Genomic DNA, 21,659 nt, shown 5'->3' on the forward strand with positions numbered 1-21,659 from the left:
CGTCGGCACGGTGAGCACCGCCGGCGACGGCGGCCCGGGCCTCCGGGTCGCCGTCGTCGGCGGCGGGGTGGTCGGACTGACCTGCGCGCTGGAACTCACGCGGTCCGGGCACCGGGTGCGGGTGCACACGGCCGACCCGTGGGAGGCGACCACCTCCGCGGTGGCCGCCGCCATCTGGTTCCCGTACCGGGCGGCGCCCGCGGACGCCGTCCTGCGGTGGGGCGCCACCTCGCTCGAGGTCCTCACCCGGCTCGCCGCCGACCCGGCGACCGGGGTGCGGCTCCTCCCGGGCACCTACGTGCACCGCACCCCCGAGCCCGACCCGTGGTGGACGCCGGGGGTGCCCGGGGTCCGGCCCGCGTCCGCGGACGAGCTCCCGCCCGGCGCTCCCGCCGGTACCCGCTGCACCCTGCCGGTGGTCGACACGGGTGCCTACCTGCCGTGGCTGGCCGCCGCGTGCGCCGCGGCCGGGGTGGTCACCGTGCCGGGCCGGGTCGGCGCGCTCGACGAGGTGGCCGGGGACGTCGTCGTGGTCGCCGCGGGGCTCGGCGCCGGGCACCTCCTCGACGACGACACCTGCGTGCCCGTGCAGGGGCAGGTGGTCCGCCTGGCCGACCCGGGCCTGACCGGCTGGGTGCTCGACGAGGACGGCCCCGCCGGGTTGACCTACGTCGTCCCCCGCGGGCGGGACGTCGTCGTCGGCGGCACGGCGGTGGAGGGGGCCACCGGCCGGGACCCCGATCCGGACGTGGAGGCCGCGATCCTGGAGCGGGCCTGCGTGCTGGCGCCCGAACTGCGGGGCCGGCCAGTGCTGTCGCGGGCGGTCGGGCTGCGGCCGGCCCGGCCCACGGTGCGGCTGGAACGCCTGGAGGTCGGCGGGCGGCCCGTCGTCGCCTGCTACGGGCACGGCGGCGCCGGCGTCACCCTCTCCTGGGGCTGCGCGGCCGACGTCGCGGCCCTGGTGTGACCGCGGCCGCGTCGGCGAGCAGCAGGAGGGCCTGGGCCTCGGGTGAGTGCCCGGGGCGGTCGAACCGGGGCGCGGCCGGGACGCCGGAGACCCGCCCCAGCGCGTCGAGGCACGCGCCGGCCGTGCCGAGCAGCGACCGCCCGGCCCCGCCGTACGCCGCGGGCAGCCAGCCCTCGGCGGCGCCGGTCGAGGCCGCATAGGACAGCATCGCGGCGACCGCGGGGTCGGGGCGCGACGCGTCGTCGTCGAGCACGTCACCGAGGGTGCCGTCGGGGCGCCGGTGCGCCAGGCAGGCGTCGAGCAGCGCGCGGACCTCGCCGGCCACGGCGGCGCCCACCCCGGCCGGCAGCCGGCCCACCGTCCGCGCCAGGCCGGCGGCCACCCAGCCGTTGCCGGTCCCCCACGCGCCGGCGTCGGCCGGTCGCCCGGCGGCGTCGTCCCACCGGGCGCGCCACAGGCCGTCGGGCCGCCGCAGCCGGGACCGGTGCCCCTCCAGCTGGGCGAGCGCGGCGTAGGGATACCCCGCCGCGGCCAGCGGCGGGACGACCATGAACACGGTGTCGGCCCACACCTCACGCGGACCGACGAGGTGGAACAGGGTGCCGTCGGCCGCGCGGGGCGCCACGCGCAGCAGCCAGTCCCACTGGCGGGCGGCCGCGGCGGCCAGCGCGTCGTCGCCCGTGCGGTGCGCCACCAGGTCCACGTACTCACCGACGACGCCGCCGTTGACGCTGCACGCGGGGTCGAGCTCGGCCAGCCGGCCGTCGGGCAGCTGCCGGGCCACGGCGTCGTCGACGAGCGCGCGCAGCGCGCCGGCCTCGCCCGTCCCGTCGAGGACCGCGGCGGTCAGGCCCTGGTCCCAGGAGTGCCGCTGGCCCACGAGCAGGGCGGTGAGCACCCGCCGGCGGGTCCCGTCGTCGAGCACGGGACCCGCCGGCCGGCGCTCAGGACGCGTCGCGGTGGCGGCGCAGCAGCTCGGCGTAGGCCAGGCCGCTGTCCTTCACGGTGCGCCGCTGCGTCTCGTAGTCCACGTGCACCAGCCCGAAGCGCTGGGCGTACCCGCGGGCCCACTCGTAGTTGTCCAGCAGCGACCAGGCGAAGTAGCCGCGCACGTCGGCACCGCGCTCCATCGCCGTGGCCATCGCCGTGAGGTGGCGCACCAGGAAGTCGGTCCGCTCGGGGTCGTGCACCGCGCCCTCGGGGTCGTGCACCGCGCCCTCGGCGTCGACCTCGTCGTCCCAGGCCGAGCCGTTCTCCGTGACGACGAGCGGCAGCCCGGGCGCGCGCCCGCCGATCCACAGCAGCAGGTCGGTGAACGCCTGCGGGCTGATGCCCCAGCCCATCGTCGTCGTCGGGCCCTCGGGGTCGAGCTCGACGACGGTCTCCCCGCCGATGAACGACGTCGGCGGCTTGCCGGGCGGCCGGGCGCCGGCGCGCACGGTCTGCTCGAAGTAGTAGTTCACGCCCAGCCAGTCCAGGGGTGCCGCGATGACCTCCAGGTCGCCGTCGCGGACGGGCAGCGGGGCGCCGGCGGCCTCGAGGTCGGCGACGACGTCGGCCGGATAGGCGCCGTTCACGACCGGCTCGAGGAACATCCGGTTCTGCTGGCCGTCGAGACGGCGGGCGGCGTCGACGTCGGCCGGGTCCTGGCTGGCCGGGCTCATCGGCGTGAAGTTGAGCGTGACGCCGAGGGACTCGACACCGGCCTCCCGCAGCCGGGCCGCGGCCAGGCCGTGGCCGAGCAGCAGGTGGTGGGTGGCGCGGGCGCCGGCCACCGGGTCCTGCAGCCCCGGCGCGTGGGCTCCGGACACGTGGCCGAGCAGCGCGCTGCACATCGGCTCGTTGAGCGTCGACCAGTGCCTCACCCGGTCGCCGAGCGCGTCGACGACGACGGAGGCGTACTCGGCGAACCGCTCGGCGGTGTCGCGGTCGGCCCAGCCGCCGCGGTCCTGCAGCGCCTGCGGCAGGTCCCAGTGGTAGAGCGTCAGCCAGGGCTGCACCCCGACGGCGAGCAGCTCGTCGACCAGCCGCCGGTAGAAGTCCAGCCCGCGCTGCTCGACCCGGGCGCCGCCCTCGGGCACCACCCGCGGCCAGGCGACGGAGAACCGGTAGGCCGACAGCCCGAGGCCGGCCATCAGCGCGACGTCGTCGCGGTAGCGGTGGTAGTGGTCGACGGCGACGTCGCCGGTGTGGCCCTGGTAGGTGCGGCCGGGCGTGTGGCTGTAGGTGTCCCAGATCGAGGGGCCGCGGCCGTCCTCGGTGACGGCGCCCTCGATCTGGTAGGCGGCGGTAGCGGCGCCGAAGACGAAGCCGGGCGGGAAGGTGAGGCCGGCGAGGGCGTCCTCGCGGATGTCGGTGCTGGTCACGGCAGGGTTCTCCTCAGGGCAGGAGGGAGCACGGGCGGGAGGTCAGGGCAGGGGGCAGCGCGGCGGCACCGGGACCGCCGGGGGTGGAGCGGGGGTTCAGTCGACGCGCAGCTGCGTCACCGGGTCGAAGACGTGCAGGCACTCCTCGCGCACCCGCAGGTGCACCGTCTGCCCCACCGCGGCCGCCGTGCGGGGCTCGGTCCGCACCACGACGTCGGCGGTGTGCAGGACGTCGCCGTCGTCGTCGGCGCCGAGGGTGGCGTAGAGGAAGGCGTCCGAGCCGAGCTGCTCGACGACGTTGACCACCACGGGCACGCCCTCGCCGGCCGGGGCGACCTCCAGCGACTCGGGGCGGAAGCCGACGGTGACCTTCCCGGTGCCGGCCGCGGCGCGGGCGAGCTTCTCGCGCGGCACCGGCAGCACCGCGCCGGCGAGCCGGATGCCGCCGTCGACCGCCGGTCCGGTGACGACGTTCATCGCCGGCGAGCCGATGAAGCCGGCGACGAAGGTGTTGGCCGGCCGGTCGTAGAGGGCGCCGGGGGTGTCGCACTGCTGCAGGACGCCGTCCTTGAGCACCGCCACCCGGTCGCCCATCGTCATCGCCTCGACCTGGTCGTGGGTGACGTAGACGGTGGTGACGGCCAGCCGCCGCTGCAGCGCCGCGATCTGGGTGCGGGTCTGCACGCGCAGCTTGGCGTCGAGGTTGGACAGCGGCTCGTCCATGAGGAAGACCTGCGGGTTGCGCACGATGGCGCGGCCCATGGCCACCCGCTGCCGCTGGCCGCCCGAGAGCGCCTTGGGGCGGCGGCCCAGGTAGTCCTCGAGGTCGAGGATCTTCGCGGCCTCGGCCACCCGGCGGCCGATCTCGTCCTTGGCCACGCCGGCGATCTTCAGCGCGAAGCCCATGTTCTGCTCGACGGTCATGTGCGGGTAGAGCGCGTAGTTCTGGAAGACCATCGCGATGTCGCGGTCCTTGGGCGGCGCCTCGGTGACGTCGCGGTCGCCGATGCGGATGCTGCCGGCGTCGATCTCCTCGAGGCCGGCGAGCATGCGCAGCGAGGTGGACTTGCCGCAGCCGGAGGGGCCGACGAGGACGAGGAACTCGCCGTCGCCGATCTCCAGGTCGAGGGTGTCGACCGCCGGCCGGTCGGACTTCGGGTAGATGCGGGTCGCGGCGTCGAAGGTGACGGTGGCCATGGGTCAGGCGCCTCTCGGGGAGCTGGGGGTGGGGGTGCTCGGGCGCCTCATCCCTTCACCGCGCCCTGCATGATGCCGCCGACGATCTGCTTGCCGAGGACGACGAAGACCACGAGCACCGGGAGGGTGCCGACGAGCGTGCCGGCCATGATCACCGCGGTGTCGGGGACGTAGCCGCCGCCCAGGCCGGCCAGCGCCACCTGCACGGTCGGGTTCTCTGTGGTCAGCGCGATGATCGGCCAGAAGAAGTCGTTCCAGGCGGTGAGGAACGTGAGCATCGCCAGCACCGCCATCGCCGGCCGCGCGACCGGGACGACGACCGACCAGAAGGTCCGCAGCGTCGAGGCGCCGTCCATGCGGGCGGCCTCGAGCAGCTCGTCGGGCAGCGCCTGCGACAGGAACTGCCGCATGAAGAAGACGCCGAACGCGCTGACCAGCGTGGGCAGCACGACCGCCTGCAGGTGGTCGACCCACTGCAGCTGGGCGATGAGGATGAACAGCGGGATGATCGCCAGCTGGGTGGGCACCATCATCGTGCCGACGACGAGGCCCAGCAGCGCCTTGTTGCCGCGGAACCGCAGCTTGGCGAAGGCGAAGCCGGCCAGCGTGCTGCACAGGACGGTGCCCACGGTGATGCAGCCGGCGACGATCACCGAGTTGACGATCGCCAGCCCGATCGGCGCCTCCTCCATGGCCCGGCCGATGTTGGTGAACAGGTCGGCGTCCGGGAGGAACGGCGGCGGGGTGCCGGCGAGCTCGGCGTTGGTCTTCGACGCCGCGACCGCGGTCCAGTACAGCGGGAAGACCGACAGGAGGGCGGTCAGCCCGAGCAGCACGTGGGTCAGCGGCCCGGCGGAGGTGACCTTCCGGGCCCGGCGGCCGCGGCGGCGCGGTGCCGAGGCGGAGGCCGGCGCGGGCACGGCCTGCTCCGGCGCGGAGGTGAGGGTGGTCATGACCGGCTCCTACCGCTCGGCCCGGGCGCGCCGGCGGGCGATCAGCCCGGCGATGCCGACGACGACGAGGATGATCAGGAACATGGTCCAGGCGGTCGCGGCCGCCTGGCCGAGGCGGAAGTTCGTCCAGCCCTGGTCGTACATCAGCAGGCCGAGCGTCTGGTACTGGTTGGAGACGCCGCCGCTGGTCATGCCGTTGCCGCTGAACAGCAGCGGCTCGCCGAACAGCTGCACCGCGCCGATGGTCGAGACCACGATCGTGAACAGGATCGTGGGCTTCAGCGCCGGGACGGTCACGTGCAGGAACTGCTGCCAGCGGCTGGCGCCGTCGAGGGTCGCGGCCTCGTAGAGGTCGTTCGGGATGGCCTGCATCGCGGCCAGGTAGATCAGCGCGTTGTAACCGGTCCAGCGCCAGGTGACGATCACCGAGATGGCGATCTGGCTGGTCCAGGTGCCGCTCTCCCAGTCGATCCGGTCGAAGCCGACCGCCTCGAGGAGCGTGTTGATCAGCCCGTAGTCGTGGCCGAAGAGCTGGGCGAAGACGAGCGTGGCGGCGGCGATGCTGGTCGCGTAGGGCATGAGCATCGCGACGCGGAAGAAGGTGCGGCCGCGGAGCCGGTAGTTCAGCAGGTGGGCCAGGCCGAGGGCGATGGCCAGCTGGGGCACCGTCGAGAGGATCCCGATGGTGAGGGTGTTGCGTGCGGCGTTCCAGAAGAACTCGTTCTGCAGCAGCTCGGTGTAGTTCCCGAAGCCGACGAACACCGCGCCGTCGATGTCGGACAGCCGCACCTCGTGCAGCGAGATGTAGGCGGTGTAGAGGAACGGGTAGAGGCTGAAGGCGGCGAAGAGGACGAAGAACGGGGCGACGTAGGCGTAACCCCAGCGGTTGCGGGTGAGCCGGGACCGCCGCCGGCGGGCGGCCGTTGCGGGCGCGGGCGGAGCGGACGGCGGTGGTGCGGCGGCCGCCGCGACCCGGGGGTCGTCGCTGGCGATGGTCATGCGGGGCCTTCCAGGGGTTCTCGGGCTCGGTCCCTCGGACGGGGTGGAACCGGCCGGTGCCCGGGCGGGTGGACGCGCTCGGGCACCGGCCGGGGTCTGTCAGCCTCCGGTGATCTGCTCGATCTCGGCGAGGGCTGCCTGGAAGGCGTCGTCCGGAGCGGTCCCCTGGGCGACCGTGCTCAGGGCGTTGGTGAACGCCTCCTGGATCTGCGTGTCGTACGGGCCGATCGGCGTGAACTGCAGCGCCGCGGCGGAGTCCCCGAAGATCTGCCCGACCGGCGCGCCGCTGAAGTACTCGTTGGCGGCGTCGGCCACCTGCGGGTCCTCGGCCGCCTCCTGGCTGGAGGGGAAGTGCGCCTCCTCGGTGAACATCGTGATCTGCTGCTCGGGGGCGGTCAGCCACTCGACGAGGGCGATGGCCTCCTCCTTGTGCTCGCTGGACTCGGTCACGCCGAGCCACGAGCCGCCCCAGTTGCCGGCACCGCCGGGCAGCGGCGCGACGTCCCAGGCGCCGGAGGCGTCCTCGCCGGCCTGCTCGCTGATGTAGCCGAGCATCCAGGCCGGGCAGGAGATGGTGGCGAAGGCACCGCTGGCGAACGCGGCGTTCCACTCGTCGCCGAACTGGATGAGGTTGGCCGTCATGTCCTCGGCGGCCGCGACGCTGGCGTTCTCCCACGCCGACGCCACGCCGTCGCTGGACTCGGGGATCGGGTTGCCGTCCGCGTCGTCGTAGGCGGTCTCGCCCTGGTAGACGGCGGCCGAGAACACGCTGGCCGGGCTGTCGACGAACGAGGTGCCCTCCGGCTTGGTCGCCGAGCCCTCGTACTGCCGGCCGACCTCGAGGTAGCCCTCCCACGTGGACCACAGCTGCGCGAGCTGGGCGCGGTCGGTGGGCAGGCCGGCCTGCTCGAACAGGTCGCGGCGGAAGCACATGGCCTCCGGGCCGGCGTCGGTGCCCAGGCCGATGACCCGGCCGTCGGAGGTGGTGGCCTCCTCGACCTTCCAGTCGTAGTAGTGGCCGAGGAGCTCGTCGGCGTTGCCCTCCGCCGCGAAGTCCACGAACGCGTCGGCGTGGTTCTCGACGACGTCGGCGACGAAGCCGATCTCGATGCCCTGGATGTCGGCGAGGCCGGACCCGGCCGCCAGCCGGGTCTGCAGGGCCCGGTAGTAGTCGGCCGACCGCTCGACCGACGTCTCCTCGATGCGGATCTCCGGGTGCAGTCGCATGTACTCGTCGTAGAGCCCGGCCTGCTCGAACCCGAAGGTCCCGAACAGACCCACGTCGAGCGTGATGGTGCCGTCGTCGGCGGAGCTGGAGCCCCCGCAGCCGGCGGCCAGGAGCGAGGCGACGAGCGCGGCGCCCAGTGCCGCCCTACGTCTCGGGGGAACGGTCATCGGTCCTCCTGGATCGGTTCCCGAACGACCTCGTCCGGGCTAGTGTGTCCGGTGTGAAAGCGCTCTCACGACCGGCTGGGAGGAGAGTGATGGGCACCACAGTCACCTGTCAAGTACGAGTTCGGACGAGTCGCGCGGCGGCCCGGACCGTGCACCATGGACCCCGACCGCGACCTCAGGAGGCCTCGTGACGACGCTCGCCGGACGCGCCTCGTCCCCCACGCTCGACGAGGTCGCCGAGCTCGCCGGGGTGTCCCGGGCGACGGTGTCGCGCGTGGTCAACGGCTCGCCGAAGGTGCGCCCGGAGGCCCGCCGGGCCGTCGAGGAGGCCGTCGCGCGGCTGCGCTACGTGCCCAACCCGGCCGCCCGGAGCCTGGTCACCCGGCGGACCGACACCATCGCGCTGGTCCTGTCGGAGTCCGACACGCAGGTCTTCAGCGACCCGTTCTTCGCCCGCGTGGTCCGGGAGCTCTCGGCCGCGCTGGCCGACACCGAGATGAACCTGGTGCTGCTGGCCGCCCGCGGGGAGCGCGAGCAGGAGAAGGTCGCCCGCTACGTGCGCCAGGGCCACGTCGACGGCGTCATCCTGATGTCGCTGCACAGCCAGGACACGCTGCCCGCCGTCCTCGCCGAGGCGCAGGTCCCCCTGGTGCTCTCCGGCCGGCCGCTGGACGGGCGCACGGTCTGCTACGTCGACGCCGACAACGCCGGCGGCGCCCGCGAGGCCACCGAGCACCTCCTGGCGGGCGGGCGGCGGCGGATCGCCACCGTGAGCGGGCCGCAGGACATGATCGCCGGCATCGACCGGCACGCCGGGTACCGCGCGGCGCTGGAGGCCGCCGGCATCGCGCCGGACGCCGACCTGGTCGCCACGGGTGACTTCACCGAGGCGGGCGGGGCCCGGGCGATGGCCCTGCTGCTCGAGCGGGCGCCGGACATCGACGCGGTGTTCGTGGCCTCCGACCCGATGGCGGTGGGGGCGCTGCGCACGCTGCGGGAGTCCGGCCGCTCGGTGCCCGGCGACGTCGCCGTCGTGGGCTTCGACGACGCCGCGGTGGCCGCCACCAGCGACCCGCCGCTGACCACGGTGGCCCAGCCGCTGGACGAGATGACCCGGCTGATGACCGACCTGCTGCTGCGCCAGGTCGAGGGCGATGCCGAGGTGCAGGCCCGCGTCTGCCCGACCCGCCTGGTGGTGCGCGCCTCCGCCTAGTCGCAGGGAGCACGCCCGAAGGAGGAGGTGCGCGCACGACCCGGGTATGAGGTTCGACGCCCCTCGTCGTGTCACCGGACCCTTCCGTCACATCCTCCCCATGGTTGCCGCACGCGCCGGGTCCCCGGTGCGTGCACAACCGGGAGGACACATGCAGCACGGCAGCACGGCAGGACGCCTCCGGGCGTCCCGCCTGTCCCGCGGGCTGACGGTCACCGCGACGGCGGCCCTCGTCGTCACCGCCCTGCCCGCCGGCGTCGCCGCGGCGACGGGAGGCACCACCTGGGTGGTGCACCCCGGCGAGTCGATCCAGGCCGCCGTCGACGAGGCCCGCTCGGGCGACACCATCAGGATCGAGGCGGGCACGTACGACGAGGCGGTCTGCGTCGTCGGCAAGGGCCTGACCATCGTCGGCGCCGGTCGCGGCGAGGACGGGACGCGGATCCGCTGGCCGGAGTGGACCACCCCCGCGGACCTGCCGGCGGTGGACCCGAACCCCTGCTGGGAGGCGCAGAACGGCGCCGATCCGGAGTCGGACCCCGACACGCTGGCCGACGACGTCTCCGGCCTGTTCTTCCTCGACCCCGACGGCCCGGTGCGGGTGCGGAACCTGTCCACGCAGGACCACCCGGCCAACGGCATCGCTGCCTGGGGCGCCGACGGCTTCCGGGTGACGAAGACGCGGGCGCACGGGCACGAGCGCTTCGGCATCCTCGCCGCGGACTCCACCCACACCCGGATCTCCCGGAACATCGTGCAGGGAACCGACCGCGGCACGCCCGACGCGCCGAACAGCGGCACGGCCGGCATCGGGGTCACCGACTCCGACGCCTCCTACGCCGACGTCGTGGCCAACGACGTGCAGGGCCACAACATCGGCGTCTTCGCCCGCGAGTCGCGCAGCGGGGCCATCCGGAACAACTACGTGTCCGGCAACTGCGTCGGGATCCTGCTCTTCGACGACGCCCTCACCGAGATCCCGGACGACAGCCGGCAGGTCGAGGGCGGGGACTGGCAGTTGCGGTGGAACGAGGTGACGGGCAACGACCGGTTCTGCCTCGCCGGCGTGGGTGAGGTCGAGGCGTCGCTGCGGGTGTCCGGCACGGGGATCGGCATCGTCAACGCCGACTCCGTGAGCGTGCGGCACAACGACGTCCACGACAACGCGCCGTCGGTCGACCCCGCGTCGCTGCAGTTCCCCGCCGGGGGGCTCGTCCTGGTCACGCTGCCGCCGTTCAACAACGCCCCGGGCATCGACCCCGGCCCCGCCGAGGACGTCGTCGTGGAGGAGAACGCGCTCACCGGCAACGTCCCCGTCGACGTCCTGCTGAGCTCCCCGCAGCTCAGCCCGTTCCTCGGCGAGGTCGGCGCGGTCGAGTTCGCCGACAACACCTGCGCGGCGAGCTTCCCGCCGGGGATCTGCACCCCCTGACGCCGACGGCCGGGGGGCCTCTCCGGAGGGCCCCCGGTCACCGGGCCCAGTCGGGGCGGGTGGCGTCGACCCGCCACACGACGACGACCCCGCCGCCTTGGCGCAGCACGACGCCGTCGGGGACGTCGGCACCGTCCTCCCCGATCCACAGCCGGGCGTCGGCGCGGCCGAGGTCGACCCAGCCGCGCGGGGCGCGCACCACCTCGTGCGCCGGCGCCGCGACCGTCCCGGCCGGGCGGAGGTGGCACTGCAGCACCCGCGCGCCGTCGGGGCCGGCGACCTCGTCGTGCTCGAGGCCGGTCCCGGCCCGCAGCACCCCCACGTCGCCGGCGCCGACCACCGCGCCCGCGCCCCACCGGTGCGTCACCGACCCGGACAGGACCACGGCGACGACGTCGACCGCGCGGTGGGCGTGCACGCCGTAGCCGGCCCCGGGCGGGAGCCGGTCGTCGGTGACCCGCAGCAGCGGCCCCAGCGAGCCGTCGCCCGGCTCGAGCAGCGTCGCGCCCTCGGGCCCGGTCACGACGCGGCGTCCCGCCCGGGCAGCGCCCCGGGACCACCGGGGAGGCCGCCGGCCACCCGCGCCACGAGCAGCGACCAGGCGACCCCGAGGCACAGCCCGCCGACGACGTCGGACAGGTAGTGCACACCCAGCCACATGCGGGTCAGTGCGACCAGGACGGCGAGCGCGACCCCGCCCGCGACGGCGGCCCGGCGCCGGGCCGGGTCCAGCCGCGGCCAGGCCAGCACGAGCCCGACGGTGACCAGCGTGGCGATGCCCGAGGAGTGCCCGCTCGGGTAGCTGAGCCCCTCGTAGACCAGGCCGCCGTTCTCGAACGCCGGCCGGGCGCGGCCGACCAGCTCCTTGATCGCGGTGGTCAGGGGCCCGACGGCGGTGATCGCGACGACGACCCACACGACCGTGCGCCAGGCGCGGAGGCGGACCAGCCAGACGAGCACGGGCAGGAAGACGAGCACACGGAACCAGGTGACCCCCGGCGTGGTGAGGACCTCCAGGAACCCGCCGCGCAGGGGCGAGCGGTCGTCGCCGGCGTAGAGCGCGCGGCTCACCGCGCCGTCGAGGCGCACCTGCGGGCCGAACCGGGCCGCCACCCCGGTGCCGAGGACGGCGAGGACGGCGACCCCGGTGCCCACCGCGGCGTGCACCCGGCGGCGCACCCGCGGACGCAGCCGGGACCGCGGGGAGGTCGGGGCGCTCACTCCCCCACTCTCCCCGAAGGGCCCCGCCGTGACACGCTGACCAGGTGGCCCACCGGGTGATCGACCACCCGCCGACGGCGGCGACGCTGCGGCGGCTCGAGCGCGCGTCCGGGGCCATCGCCACCCGCGCCGTCGCCCGCATGGACGAGGACCTGCCGTGGTTCCGCACCATGCCGGCCGACCAGCGCTCGTGGGTGATGCTCGTGGCCCAGGCCGGCATCGCCTCGCTCGTCGAGTGGTGCCGCGCGCCCGGCCGCCCGCCCCGGCTGACCGGCGAGGTGTTCGGCGCCGCCCCGCGCGACCTCGTCCGCGCCGTGCCGCTCAAGCAGACCGTCGACCTGGTCAAGCTCACCGTCGAGGTGATGGACGACCACGTCGAGTCGGTGGCCGAGCCCGGCGACGCCGACACCCTGCGCATGGCGGTGCTGCAGTTCAGCCGCGAGGTCGCCTTCGCCACCGCGCACGTCTACGCCAGCTTCGCCGAGAACCGCGGCGCCTGGGACGCGCGGCTGGAGGCCCTCGTCGTCGACGCGCTGGTCCGCGGCGAGCGCACCGAGGAGCTGCCCGGCCGCGCCGCCGCGCTCGGCTGGGCCGGCACCGGCCCGGTGGCCGTGCTGGTCGGGGCCGCCCCCGCCGACGGCGACGCGCACACCGGCGTCCGCCGCGCCGCCCGCTCGCATCGCTGCGAGGTGCTCGTCGGCGTGCACGCCGAGCAGCTGGTGGTGGTGCTGGGCGGCGCCGAGGACGTGCCGACGGCGGCCGTGCGGGTGGCCGAGGAGTTCGGGCCGGGACCGGTCGTCCTGGGCCCCGTCGTCGACCGGCTCAGCGCGGCCGGAGGGTCGGCCGCCGCGGCGCTGGCCGGCCTGCGGGCCGCGCGGGCCTGGCCCGGCGCCCCGCGCCCGGTGCCCGCCGACGCGCTGCTGCCCGAGCGGGCCCTCGACGGCGACCCGCTGGCCCGCGCGGCGCTCACCGGGCGGGCCGTGCTGCCGCTGCGCACCGCCGGCGGTGAGGTGCTGGAGACGGTGCGCGCGGTGCTCGCCGCCGGCGGCAACCTGGAGGCCAGCGCGCGGGCGCTGTTCGTCCACCCCAACACCGTGCGGTACCGGCTCAAGCGGGCCGCGGAGCTCACCGGCCTGGTGGTGACCGACCCCCGCGGCGCCTGGACCCTCCAGGTGGCGCTGGCGCTGGCCGACCTCGACGGCGAGCGCTCCCTCTGGCACTGACGGCCGCCACTCCGTGTGTTGTCCACCACGGAACGGCCCCGCGACGGCTCGTCTGCGCCTCCCGTTTGTGGAGACCCTCCAAAGGGATGTGGTGTCCTTTCGTTCCGGACGAGCGCGCGGGACCACGTGAGCAATGAGACGGTGAGGAGGTGCTGGCCGTCCTCGCACCCGGGCAGGGTGCGCAGAAGCCCGGGATGCTCACCCCCTGGTTGGAGCTCCCCGGCGCCGAGTCCTTCTTCCGCTGGGCCGGGGCGATCGCCGACGCCGACCTGCTGACCCTCGGCACCACCGGCGACGCGGAGGCCATCCGCGACACCGCCGTCACGCAGCCGCTGGTCGTCGCGATGAGCCTGTTCGTGGCCCGCGAGCTCGGCGGCCTGCCCGGCCCGGTGGCGCACACGCCGCACACCGGCCGCGAGGTCGTCATCGCCGGCCACAGCGTCGGGGAGCTCACCGCGGCCGCGCTGGCCGGCGTCCTGTCGGTCGAGGCGGCGATCGCGCTGACCGCCGTCCGCGGCCGGGCGATGGCCCGCGCGTGCAGCCTCACCCCGACCGGGATGTCCGCCGTCCTCGGCGGCGACCCCGACGAGCTCGAGAAGGCGCTGGAGCGGCACGGGCTGACCGCGGCCAACCTCAACGGCGGCGGCCAGGTCGTCGTCGCCGGCCCGCTCGAGGGGCTCGCGGCGCTCAAGGCCGAGCCGCCGGCCAAGGCGCGCGTCGTGCCGCTGTCGGTGGCCGGCGCGTTCCACACCTCCTACATGGGCCCGGCCCGCGAGGAGCTCGAGGGCCTCGTCGGCGGCCTGCGCCCGGCCGACCCGAGCCGCCTGCTGCTGTCCAACGCCGACGGCGCCGCGGTCTCGACCGGCACCGAGGCGCTCTCCCGCCTGGTCAGCCAGGTCACCAGCCCGGTCCACTTCGACGCCTGCCTGGCCACCCTGCGCGAGCTCGGCGTCACCGCGGCCATCGAGCTGCCGCCGGCCGGCGCGCTGGCCGGCCTGGCCAAGCGGGAGTGGAAGGGCGCCGACGTCGAGGTGCTGGCCCTGGCCGGCCCCGCCGACCTCGACCGCGCCCGCGCCCTCATCGACGCCGCCCGCGTCCAGCCCGAGGCCGAGCACCAGCCCGACTGGCGCGTCGTCGTCTCCCCCGTCCGTGGCACGGTCAGCCCCGCCGACGTCCCCGAGGGCACCCGCCTGCCCGCCGGCACCCCGCTCGGCTGCGTGCGCAGCCGCCGCGAGGAGGTCAACGTCTCCGCCGGGTACGACGGCGTCCTCGCCGAGTGGCTGGTGCACGACGGCGACCTGGTCGACGCCGGCGACCCCCTCGCCCGTCTCTACCCGGAGGTCCCCGCGTGAGCATCCGACTGCCCGAGGGCGCCCCCGGGGCGCGCATCCTCGGCCTGGGCGCCTACCGCCCGCGCCGGCGGGTCACCAACGACGAGCTCGCCCAGGTGATGGACACCAACGACGAGTGGATCCAGACGCGGGTCGGCATCGCCGAGCGCCGCTGGGCGTCGGAGGACGAGACGCTGCAGGAGATGGCCGTCGCCGCCGGTGGCAAGGCGCTCGCCGCCAGCGGCCTGTCCCCCGACGAGGTCGACCTGGTGATCCTGGCCAGCGCCAGCCTCAAGGAGCCGATCCCGGGCATCGGCCCGCAGGTCGCCCACCGCCTCGGCATCCCCCGCCCGGGCGCCTTCGACCTCAACGCCGGGTGCGCCGGCTTCTGCTACGCGCTGGAGATGGCCTCGGCCTCCATCCGCGCGGGCTCGGCGCGCAACGCGCTCGTGGTCGGCGTCGAACGGCTCACCGACGTCGTCGACCAGACCGACCGCTCGACCGCGGTGATCTTCGCCGACGGCGCGGGGGCGGCCGTGGTCGGCGCCTCCGACGAGCCGGGCATCGGTCCGGTCGCGTGGGGCAGCGACGGCGACCAGTACTCCGCGATCGAGATCGTGGCCGGCAGCAACGGCATCTCGATGGCCGGCCAGGCCGTGTACCGCTGGGCCACCACCCGGCTCACCGACACGCTGATCCAGGCCATGGAGGCCGCCGGCGTCGGCCCCGAGGACATCGACGTGTTCGCCCCGCACCAGGCCAACCTGCGCATCGTCGAGTCGATGACCAAGCGGCTGGGCTTCGGCAAGGAGACCGTCGTCGCCCGCGACGTCGTGCACTCGGGCAACACCTCCGCCGCCTCCATCCCGCTGGCCCTCACCGCGCTCATGGAGTCCGGCGAGGCCAAGAGCGGGGACCTCACGCTGGTCCTCGGCTACGGCGCCGGCCTCACCTTCGCCGGCCAGGTGCTCGTCCTGCCCTGACCGGCACCCCAGCCCCCGGATCCCCCGGGCCCGACGGCGGGCACCGCCCGTCCCCACCGAGAGAGAGGACCCCCGCGTGAGCGAGGACATCCAGGCAGGTCTGGCCGAGATCCTGGAGGAGGTCGCCGGGGTCGCCCCCGCTGACGCCACCCCGGAGAAGTCGTTCACGGAGGACCTCGACGTCGACTCACTGTCGATGGTCGAGATCGCCACGGCCGTCGAGGACAAGTTCGGCGTGGCCATCCCCGACGACGAGCTCGGCAACATCAAGACCGTCGGCGACGCCATCAGCTTCATCCAGAAGAACCAGGGCTGACCCGCCCCGCTCTCCCCGGCCCCCGGCCGCCCATCCCAGGAGGAACACGTCATGAGCACGTCCGACCGCGACGTCGTCGTCACCGGTCTCGGTGCCACCACGCCGCTCGGCGGCGACGTCGCGAGCACCTGGGAGGCCCTGCTGGCCGGGCGGTCGGGGATCAGCCGGCTCACCGACGACTGGGCGAAGGAGTTCCCCGCCCAGCTCGTCGCCGCGCTGGCCAGTGACCCGGCCACGCAGATCGACCGGGTCCGCGCCCGGCGGCTCGACCGCAGCCAGCAGGTCGCTGTCATCGCCGCCGAGCAGGCCTGGGCGGAGTCCGGCGCCGCGGACGCCGGCGTCGCGCCCGAGCGCATCGCCGTCGTCTTCGGCACCGGCATCGGCGGGGCGCTGACCCTGCTCGGCCAGGACGACGTCCTGGAGCAGAAGGGGCCCAAGCGGGTCTCCCCCTTCACCATCCCGATGCTCATGCCCAACGGCCCCGCCGCGGCCGTGGGCCTGGCGATCGGCGCCCGCGGCGGCGTGCACGCCCCGGTCAGCGCCTGCGCCTCCGGCGCCGAGGCGATCCGCTGGGGTCTGGACCTGCTGCGCTTCGACCGCGCCGACGTCGTCCTCGTCGGCGGCACCGAGGCCTGCGTGCACCCGCTGCCCATGGCCGGCTTCGCCGCGATGCGGGCGATGAGCACCCGCAACGACGAGCCCGAGCGCGCCTCGCGGCCGTTCGACAAGGGCCGCGACGGTTTCGTCCTCGGCGAGGGCTCGGCCGCGCTGGTCCTCGAGCGGGCCGACTCCGCCGCCGCCCGCGGCGCCCGCGTGCACGCCCGGCTGGCCGGGGCCGGCGCCACCGCCGACGGCTACGACCTCGTCGCGCCCCACCCCGAGGGCGAGGGCGCCGCCCGCGCCATCGGTGCCGCGCTGCGCGACGCCGGCCTGTCCCCCAGCGACATCGGCCACGTCAACGCGCACGCCACCTCGACGCCGGTCGGCGACACCGCCGAGGCCGCGGCCATCCGCAGCGCCGTCGGCGAGCACGCGCTGGTGTCGGCCACCAAGAGCCAGACCGGTCACCTGCTCGGTGCCGCGGGCGCGCTGGAGTCGGTGTTCACCATCCTCGCGCTGCGCGAGCAGATCGTGCCGGCCACCGCCAACCTCGACGACCCCGACGACGACCCGGCCGTGCAGGCCCTCGACATCGTCCGCCGCGAGCCGCGGAAGGCGTCGCTGTCCGCCGCGGTCAACGACTCCTTCGGCTTCGGCGGCCACAACATCGCGCTGGTCTTCACGACCGCTTGACGCACGTGCCCCTGGAGGCCCGGTGACCACCGTCCACGCCGTCCCGACCCTGCCCAGCCCCGACCCGCGCGACCCCGAGGACCGCCTCCAGCGGTTCTTCGACGCCGGGTCGACCACGCTGCTCGTCCCCCGCGACACCTCCGGGGTCATGGCCGCGCGCGGGACCGTCGGGGGCACCCCCGCCGTCGCCTTCTGCACCGACGCCACCGTGATGGGCGGCGCCATGGGCATCGACGGCTGCCGGCACATCGTGGACGCCATCGACACCGCGCTGCGCGAGCGCGTGCCGGTGGTCGGCATCTGGCACTCCGGCGGCGCCCGGCTGGCCGAGGGCGTCACCGCACTGCACGCCGTCGGCGAGGTGTTCGCGGCGATGGTGCGGGCCTCGGGCCGGATCCCGCAGATCTCGGTCGTCCTCGGGCCGGCCGCCGGCGGCGCCGCCTACGGCCCGGCGCTCACCGACCTGGTGATCATGGGCCCGGCCGGCCGCGTGTTCGTCACCGGACCCGACGTCGTCCGCTCGGTGACCGGCGAGGACGTCGACATGGAGAGCCTCGGCGGGCCCGACACCCACGGCCGGCGCAGCGGCGTCGTGCACGTGGTCACCGACTCCGAGGCCGCGGCGCTCGCGACCGCCCGGCAGGCGGTGGACCTGCTGGCCGCGCAGGGCTCCTTCGCCCCGGCCGCCGGCGAGCCCGAGGTCGACCTGCGCGCCCTGCTGCCCGAGCAGACCAACCGCGCCTACGACGTCAAGCCGCTCGTGGCCGCGGTGCTCGACGGGCCGGGCCTGGAGCTGCACCCGCGCTGGGCGCCCAACGTCGTCACCACGCTGGGCCGGCTGGCCGGGCGCACGGTCGGCGTCATCGCGAACAACCCGCTGCGGCTGGGCGGCTGCCTGGACTCGGCGTCGGCGGAGAAGGCCGCCCGCTTCGTGCGGATGTGCGACGCGTTCGGTGTCCCGCTGGTGGTGCTGGTCGACGTCCCCGGCTACCTGCCCGGCGTCGGCCAGGAGTGGGACGGCGTGGTGCGGCGCGGCGCGAAGCTGCTGCACGCCTTCGCCGAGGCGGTCGTGCCCCGGGTGACGCTGGTGACCCGCAAGTCCTACGGCGGGGCCTACATCGCCATGAACGCCCGGTCCCTGGGCGCCACGGCCGTCTTCGCCTGGCCGGGGGCCGAGGTGGCCGTCATGGGCGCCAAGGCCGCCGTGGGGATCCTGCACCGCAAGAAGCTGGCCGCCGTGCCCCCCGGCGAGCGGGAGGCCCTGCACGCCCAGCTGGCCGCCGAGCACGAGCGCATCGCCGGCGGGGTGAACCGGGCGCTGCAGATCGGCGTCGTCGACGAGGTCGTCGAGCCCGCCCGCACCCGGGGCCGGCTGGTGGCCGCCCTCGCCGCCGCACCGGCCGGCCGTGGCGCCCACGGCAACATCCCGCTGTAGGAGAAGGACCCCCCTGCCTCCCGCCACTCGCAAGCTCGCGACGGGACCCTGCAGCGGGGCCGACTGCTCACCGGAAGAAGTCGTCCAGACGACGAGAGGCCCGTTCCCTGGAGGGAACGGGCCTCTCGTGCTGAGGCCGCCCGGACGCCGCTTCCCCGACGGCGTCCGGACGACCTGGTCTGCAGCCTACGACGACGGACCGGGGTGCCTCACGCCGTCGTGCCCTGATCGTGACCTGGGGATTCGACCGGGACGGGCCTCACACCACCTGGTGCAGCCAGGTCGTCTGGCTGCCGTCACCGGCGTAGCGGTAGACCTCGAGGTCGGCGTCCCAGGCCGCGCCGAGGAGCTGGTCGACCCCGTGGCGGAACGCCTCGACCGACGTGGCGGTCGCCGCGAGGGTGCGCAGCTGCTGCTCGGTCACCACGATGTCGCCGTTGGCGCTCGTGGGAGCGCGGAAGACGCCGTGCCCGGGCACGTAGGACATGCGCTCGCCGTCGTTGCCGTGGCTGGCCTCTTCGGTGACCTCGAAGCGCAGCATCGGCCACGCGCGGAGCGCGGCGACCAGCTTGGCGCCCGTCCCGGGAGAGCCGGTCCAGGCGACCTCGGCACGGTAGGCACCGTGCGCCGCGGGCTGGTCGGCCCACGACAGGGAGACCGGCGCGCCGATGACGCGCTCGAGCGCCCACTCGACGTGCTGGCAGAGCGCCTTCGGGCAGGAGTGCACGAAGACGACACCCTGGGTAGACCGTCGCTGCACGAGGCACCTCCATCGACTCGATCGGTCTCGTCTTCCCCAACGGACGATCGGTTCGGTGACAGGCTGTGTTCGGCGGCGTCGGACCAGGGGTCCCGGGGACAGTGTGCACGATGAGGCACCGGTCGCGCCAGTGCGGATGCGGCGACTGTGCCGGAAGTGACCCCATCCGTCTCAGCGGTCACGGAAGTGCTGGTCAACGGCCGTACCACGACCACGCGGCAGGCGTCCAACCCAGGGGTGGGCTGCCTGACGGTACACGGTCACCCCCGTCACGGCCCGTTGCGACCGGGGGTGTCACATGCGGAACTCGACCGGTCCCCGGTGACGCTGGGTGAGCGGCGCGCGGATCGACCCGTCACCCTGCGAGGTCGGCGACCCGGTCCCCACCTGCGGCCTTGGCCCGGTACATGGCCGCGTCGGCCCGGTGCAGCACGTCCGCGACGTCGTCGCCGGGGTGGACGAGGGCGCACCCGACGCTGGCGGTGACGCCGCAGCCGGCGCCCACCTCGGCGACGGCGGCGCGCAGTCGGTCGGCCAGCGCGGCGTCGTCGGCGGGCAGGAGGGAGCCGGCGACGACGGCGAACTCGTCGCCGCCCAGGCGGGCGACCGTGTCGGTCTCGCGGACCACCCGGCCCAGCGCGGCGGCCACCGCCCGCAGGACGTCGTCGCCGGCGGCGTGGCCCTGCAGGTCGTTGACCGCCTTGAAGCCGTCGAGGTCGACGATGCAGACGACGGCCCGCTCGCCCCGGCCGGCGCGGCCCACGGCGCGGCCGACGCGGTCGAGGAACACGCGGCGGTTGGGGACACCGGTGAGCGGGTCGGTGGTGGCCAGCGCCTCCTGGGTGCGCAGGAGCAGCACCTGGCGGTCGTGGGCGGCCCACTGGTTGGCCGAGGTCATCGTGCAGATGAGCGTGGTCGTCGCCAGCACGGTGGTCACCAGCAGCGACTGCGGGTCCGGCGGCCCGGCGACGAGCGCCGTGTGGGCGGCGGTCATCAGCCCACCGGTGAGCACCACGCCGGCCGGCGGGAAGGCCACAGCCATGTAGACGAGGACGAGGAAGAACAGCACGGGCAGCGGGCTGTCGGCCCCGCCGTCGAAGGCCGACGCCGCGGTCACGATCGCCGTGGTGGCGACCGTCCAGCCGTAGAACAGCAGCGGCCCGCGCAGGTCGCGGACGATCCGGTCCAGGGGCAGCAGGAGCAGCAGGGGCGTGCCGACGACGACCGCGCCGGCCAGCGCCAGCAGCACCGGGTGCCGGTGGCCGGGGGTCGGCGTGGTCAGGGTGTAGACGAGGCAGGCGAGGCCGGCGATCTCGCTGAGCAGCACGCCGGTGTGCACGTGCCGCACCCAGAAGCGGGCGCGCTCGTCGTCCTCGGCCAGCGGCCGGGAGAGCCCGGCGCCCAGCCAGGCCGGCGCAGCGCGTCGGCGCAGGCGCCGGACCGGGGCCGGTCCCGCGGCTGCTGCGTCGTCCACGGTCGGTGCATCGGCCGGATCCGTTCCGATCTCGATCCGGATCCCCGAGCGCTCCCCCGACGGGGTGGGTAGGGGCATGGCATGGAACGGGACGACGACGCACGCCATGACGACGCGACGCGGTACGGGATGGCCGGCGAAGGCCGGGACGTGGTGGGGCCGATGGTGCTCGGCGCCTGGGACGCGTTCCTGGAGCGGGCGGCCGCCGTCGACCTCGACCGGCCGACCCGGCTGCCCGGCTGGCGGGCCCACGAGCTGTGCGTGCACCTGGGCGCCTGGCCCGACCACGCCGCGCTGGACGACCTGGTCGCCTCGGCGCGCGCGGGCGGCACGGGGACACCGCCGGACGTCGACGCGACCAACGCCCGGGTAACCGCCGCCCACCGCGACGCCTCCCGCGAGGAGGTCCTGGCCGCGCTGCGCCGCAACCGGGAGGCCACCGTCCGGTACCTGGCCGACGAGCCGGCGGAGCTCGACACCGCACCCGCCGTCTCCACCGTCGGGCGGCTGCCGATGCTGTCGGTGGTGCTGGGTCAGGCCTACGAGCTCGCCGTCCACGGCCTGGACCTCGTGCCGCTGGGGGCACCCCCTCCCCCGCCGTCGGTGCTCGACGCCGGGCTGGCCGCGCTGGCCGACGTGACCGGTGCGCTGGCCGCCTCCTCCGATATCACCGGCGGCGCCGCCCTGGTCACGCCGGACGGCGGCTGGGCCTTCGCCGCCGACCCGCGCGGGTGGACGGTGCGCCGGGTGTCGGGCGGGCGGCCGCGGGGCGCCGTCGTCGAGGCGGCGGCCGACGTGCTGCTGGAGGCGGCGTCGGGACGGACCAACCCCGCCGCGGCCCTGGTGCGCCGGCGGCTGCGCGTGCGCGACCTGCCGGAGCTGATGCGGCTCGCGCCGATCGTGGAGTCGGCGCCGGGCATCCCCGGCGGGCCGATCCTCGCGCTGGCGGCACGGACCGTCGGGGGCGCCGGGGACCTGCTCGGCCGCTTCCGCGGACGGCGCTAGCTGTACTGACCGGGCAGGTTGGTCAAGCGGCTGATGGGTGGGTGGCCGCCGATGCCGGTGTGGGGCCGATGGTGGTTGTAGGCGTGTAGCCAAGCA

General features: G+C 75.3%; 19 protein-coding genes and 1 pseudogene. 10 read left to right on the forward strand and 10 right to left on the reverse strand.

Annotation, left to right across the window (positions count from 1 at the left end):
• The first annotated feature begins 10 nt into the window (after positions 1–10).
• Positions 11–967 carry an FAD-dependent oxidoreductase gene (locus tag FN207_RS11230; RefSeq protein ID WP_142458551.1) on the forward strand — a complete coding sequence of 319 codons (957 nt, stop codon included), beginning with the start codon at positions 11–13 and terminating at the stop codon, positions 965–967.
• Here FN207_RS11230 and FN207_RS11235 read toward each other — a convergent pair.
• From FN207_RS11235 to FN207_RS11260, 6 genes are all read right to left on the reverse strand, one after another.
• Positions 921–1,892, reverse strand: coding sequence for a glycoside hydrolase family 88 protein (locus FN207_RS11235; protein ID WP_142458552.1), 972 nt, complete (start codon positions 1,890–1,892; stop codon positions 921–923). The two genes, FN207_RS11230 and FN207_RS11235, sit on opposite strands and share 47 nt — an antisense overlap.
• A 19-nt stretch (positions 1,893–1,911) precedes the next feature.
• The gene (locus FN207_RS11240) at positions 1,912–3,333 is read right to left on the reverse strand and encodes a GH1 family beta-glucosidase (protein WP_142458553.1); all 1,422 of its coding nucleotides are present in this window, start codon (positions 3,331–3,333) and stop codon (positions 1,912–1,914) included.
• Between the two features lie 96 nt (positions 3,334–3,429).
• The gene (locus FN207_RS11245) at positions 3,430–4,530 is read right to left on the reverse strand and encodes an ABC transporter ATP-binding protein (RefSeq protein ID WP_142458554.1); all 1,101 of its coding nucleotides are present in this window, start codon (positions 4,528–4,530) and stop codon (positions 3,430–3,432) included.
• Positions 4,531–4,577: 47 nt separating this feature from the next.
• Positions 4,578–5,483, reverse strand: a complete 906-nt coding sequence (locus FN207_RS11250; RefSeq protein ID WP_142458555.1) for a carbohydrate ABC transporter permease — start codon at positions 5,481–5,483, stop codon at positions 4,578–4,580.
• Positions 5,484–5,492: 9 nt separating this feature from the next.
• Positions 5,493–6,482, reverse strand: a complete 990-nt coding sequence (locus FN207_RS11255) for a carbohydrate ABC transporter permease (RefSeq protein WP_142458556.1) — start codon at positions 6,480–6,482, stop codon at positions 5,493–5,495.
• A gap of 99 nt (positions 6,483–6,581) precedes the next feature.
• On the reverse strand, positions 6,582–7,877 hold the full coding sequence (locus tag FN207_RS11260) for an extracellular solute-binding protein (RefSeq protein WP_142458557.1): 1,296 nt from the start codon (positions 7,875–7,877) through the stop codon (positions 6,582–6,584).
• Between the two features lie 187 nt (positions 7,878–8,064).
• On the opposite strand from FN207_RS11260, the gene FN207_RS11265 reads away from it, so the two are divergent.
• Entirely contained in the window at positions 8,065–9,090 is a 1,026-nt protein-coding gene (locus FN207_RS11265; protein ID WP_142458558.1) for a LacI family DNA-binding transcriptional regulator, read from the forward strand.
• Between the two features lie 151 nt (positions 9,091–9,241).
• Positions 9,242–10,522 carry a right-handed parallel beta-helix repeat-containing protein gene (locus tag FN207_RS11270; protein WP_142458559.1) on the forward strand — a complete coding sequence of 427 codons (1,281 nt, stop codon included), beginning with the start codon at positions 9,242–9,244 and terminating at the stop codon, positions 10,520–10,522.
• A gap of 37 nt (positions 10,523–10,559) precedes the next feature.
• Here the strand turns inward: FN207_RS11270 and FN207_RS11275 are convergent, their stop codons facing one another.
• Together FN207_RS11275 and FN207_RS11280 are read right to left on the reverse strand one after the other, a co-directional pair.
• Complete coding sequence (locus FN207_RS11275) at positions 10,560–11,045, reverse strand: pirin family protein (protein ID WP_142458560.1); 486 nt, start codon at positions 11,043–11,045, stop codon at positions 10,560–10,562.
• On the reverse strand, positions 11,042–11,743 hold the full coding sequence (locus tag FN207_RS11280; RefSeq protein ID WP_246065982.1) for a phosphatase PAP2 family protein: 702 nt from the start codon (positions 11,741–11,743) through the stop codon (positions 11,042–11,044). The genes FN207_RS11275 and FN207_RS11280 overlap by 4 nt, the downstream gene beginning before the upstream one ends.
• A gap of 44 nt (positions 11,744–11,787) precedes the next feature.
• Between FN207_RS11280 and FN207_RS11285 the strand changes: the two genes are divergently transcribed.
• The 6 genes and pseudogenes from FN207_RS11285 to FN207_RS11310 all read left to right on the forward strand — a co-directional run bounded on the left by FN207_RS11285 (position 11,788) and on the right by FN207_RS11310 (position 18,324).
• Positions 11,788–12,966: a PucR family transcriptional regulator gene (locus FN207_RS11285; protein ID WP_246065983.1), complete on the forward strand. Its 1,179-nt coding sequence runs from the start codon at positions 11,788–11,790 to the stop codon at positions 12,964–12,966.
• 149 nt (positions 12,967–13,115) lie between these two features.
• Positions 13,116–14,318: an acyltransferase domain-containing protein gene (locus FN207_RS11290; RefSeq protein ID WP_142458561.1), complete on the forward strand. Its 1,203-nt coding sequence runs from the start codon at positions 13,116–13,118 to the stop codon at positions 14,316–14,318.
• On the forward strand, positions 14,315–15,280 hold the full coding sequence (locus FN207_RS11295) for a beta-ketoacyl-ACP synthase III (RefSeq protein WP_221888140.1): 966 nt from the start codon (positions 14,315–14,317) through the stop codon (positions 15,278–15,280). The genes FN207_RS11290 and FN207_RS11295 overlap by 4 nt, the downstream gene beginning before the upstream one ends.
• A 139-nt stretch (positions 15,281–15,419) precedes the next feature.
• A pseudogene (locus tag FN207_RS11300) lies at positions 15,420–15,596 on the forward strand (acyl carrier protein); the annotation flags it as partial.
• Positions 15,597–15,647: 51 nt separating this feature from the next.
• Positions 15,648–16,889 (forward strand): beta-ketoacyl-[acyl-carrier-protein] synthase family protein, encoded by a 1,242-nt coding sequence (locus FN207_RS11305; protein WP_142458562.1) that lies wholly within the window; start codon positions 15,648–15,650, stop codon positions 16,887–16,889.
• A 22-nt stretch (positions 16,890–16,911) separates the two neighbouring features.
• Positions 16,912–18,324, forward strand: a complete 1,413-nt coding sequence (locus tag FN207_RS11310) for an acyl-CoA carboxylase subunit beta (RefSeq protein ID WP_142458563.1) — start codon at positions 16,912–16,914, stop codon at positions 18,322–18,324.
• 259 nt (positions 18,325–18,583) lie between these two features.
• On the opposite strand, the gene FN207_RS11315 is transcribed toward FN207_RS11310, so the two are convergent.
• Positions 18,584–19,084 carry a DUF3145 domain-containing protein gene (locus tag FN207_RS11315; protein ID WP_110007004.1) on the reverse strand — a complete coding sequence of 167 codons (501 nt, stop codon included), beginning with the start codon at positions 19,082–19,084 and terminating at the stop codon, positions 18,584–18,586.
• Positions 19,085–19,439: 355 nt separating this feature from the next.
• Positions 19,440–20,558, reverse strand: a complete 1,119-nt coding sequence (locus FN207_RS11320; RefSeq protein ID WP_142458564.1) for a GGDEF domain-containing protein — start codon at positions 20,556–20,558, stop codon at positions 19,440–19,442.
• 81 nt (positions 20,559–20,639) lie between these two features.
• On the opposite strand from FN207_RS11320, the gene FN207_RS11325 reads away from it, so the two are divergent.
• On the forward strand, positions 20,640–21,563 hold the full coding sequence (locus tag FN207_RS11325; protein WP_142458565.1) for a maleylpyruvate isomerase N-terminal domain-containing protein: 924 nt from the start codon (positions 20,640–20,642) through the stop codon (positions 21,561–21,563).
• Positions 21,564–21,659: the final 96 nt, after the last annotated feature.

The organism is Geodermatophilus aquaeductus (genome assembly GCF_900182545.1).
GTDB lineage: Bacteria > Actinomycetota > Actinomycetes > Mycobacteriales > Geodermatophilaceae > Geodermatophilus > Geodermatophilus aquaeductus.

Bases quoted from the DNA above. Each gene is read 5' to 3' on its own strand.
- FN207_RS11260 (WP_142458557.1), bottom strand. From the start codon at position 7,877: ATGACCGTTCCCCCGAGACGTAGGGCGGCACTGGGCGCCGCGCTCGTC.
- FN207_RS11250 (WP_142458555.1), bottom strand. From the start codon at position 5,483: ATGACCACCCTCACCTCCGCGCCGGAGCAGGCCGTGCCCGCGCCGGCC.
- FN207_RS11255 (WP_142458556.1), bottom strand. From the start codon at position 6,482: ATGACCATCGCCAGCGACGACCCCCGGGTCGCGGCGGCCGCCGCACCA.
- FN207_RS11245 (WP_142458554.1), bottom strand. From the start codon at position 4,530: ATGGCCACCGTCACCTTCGACGCCGCGACCCGCATCTACCCGAAGTCC.
- FN207_RS11305 (WP_142458562.1), top strand. From the start codon at position 15,648: ATGAGCACGTCCGACCGCGACGTCGTCGTCACCGGTCTCGGTGCCACC.
- FN207_RS11270 (WP_142458559.1), top strand. From the start codon at position 9,242: ATGCAGCACGGCAGCACGGCAGGACGCCTCCGGGCGTCCCGCCTGTCC.
- FN207_RS11325 (WP_142458565.1), top strand. From the start codon at position 20,640: ATGGAACGGGACGACGACGCACGCCATGACGACGCGACGCGGTACGGG.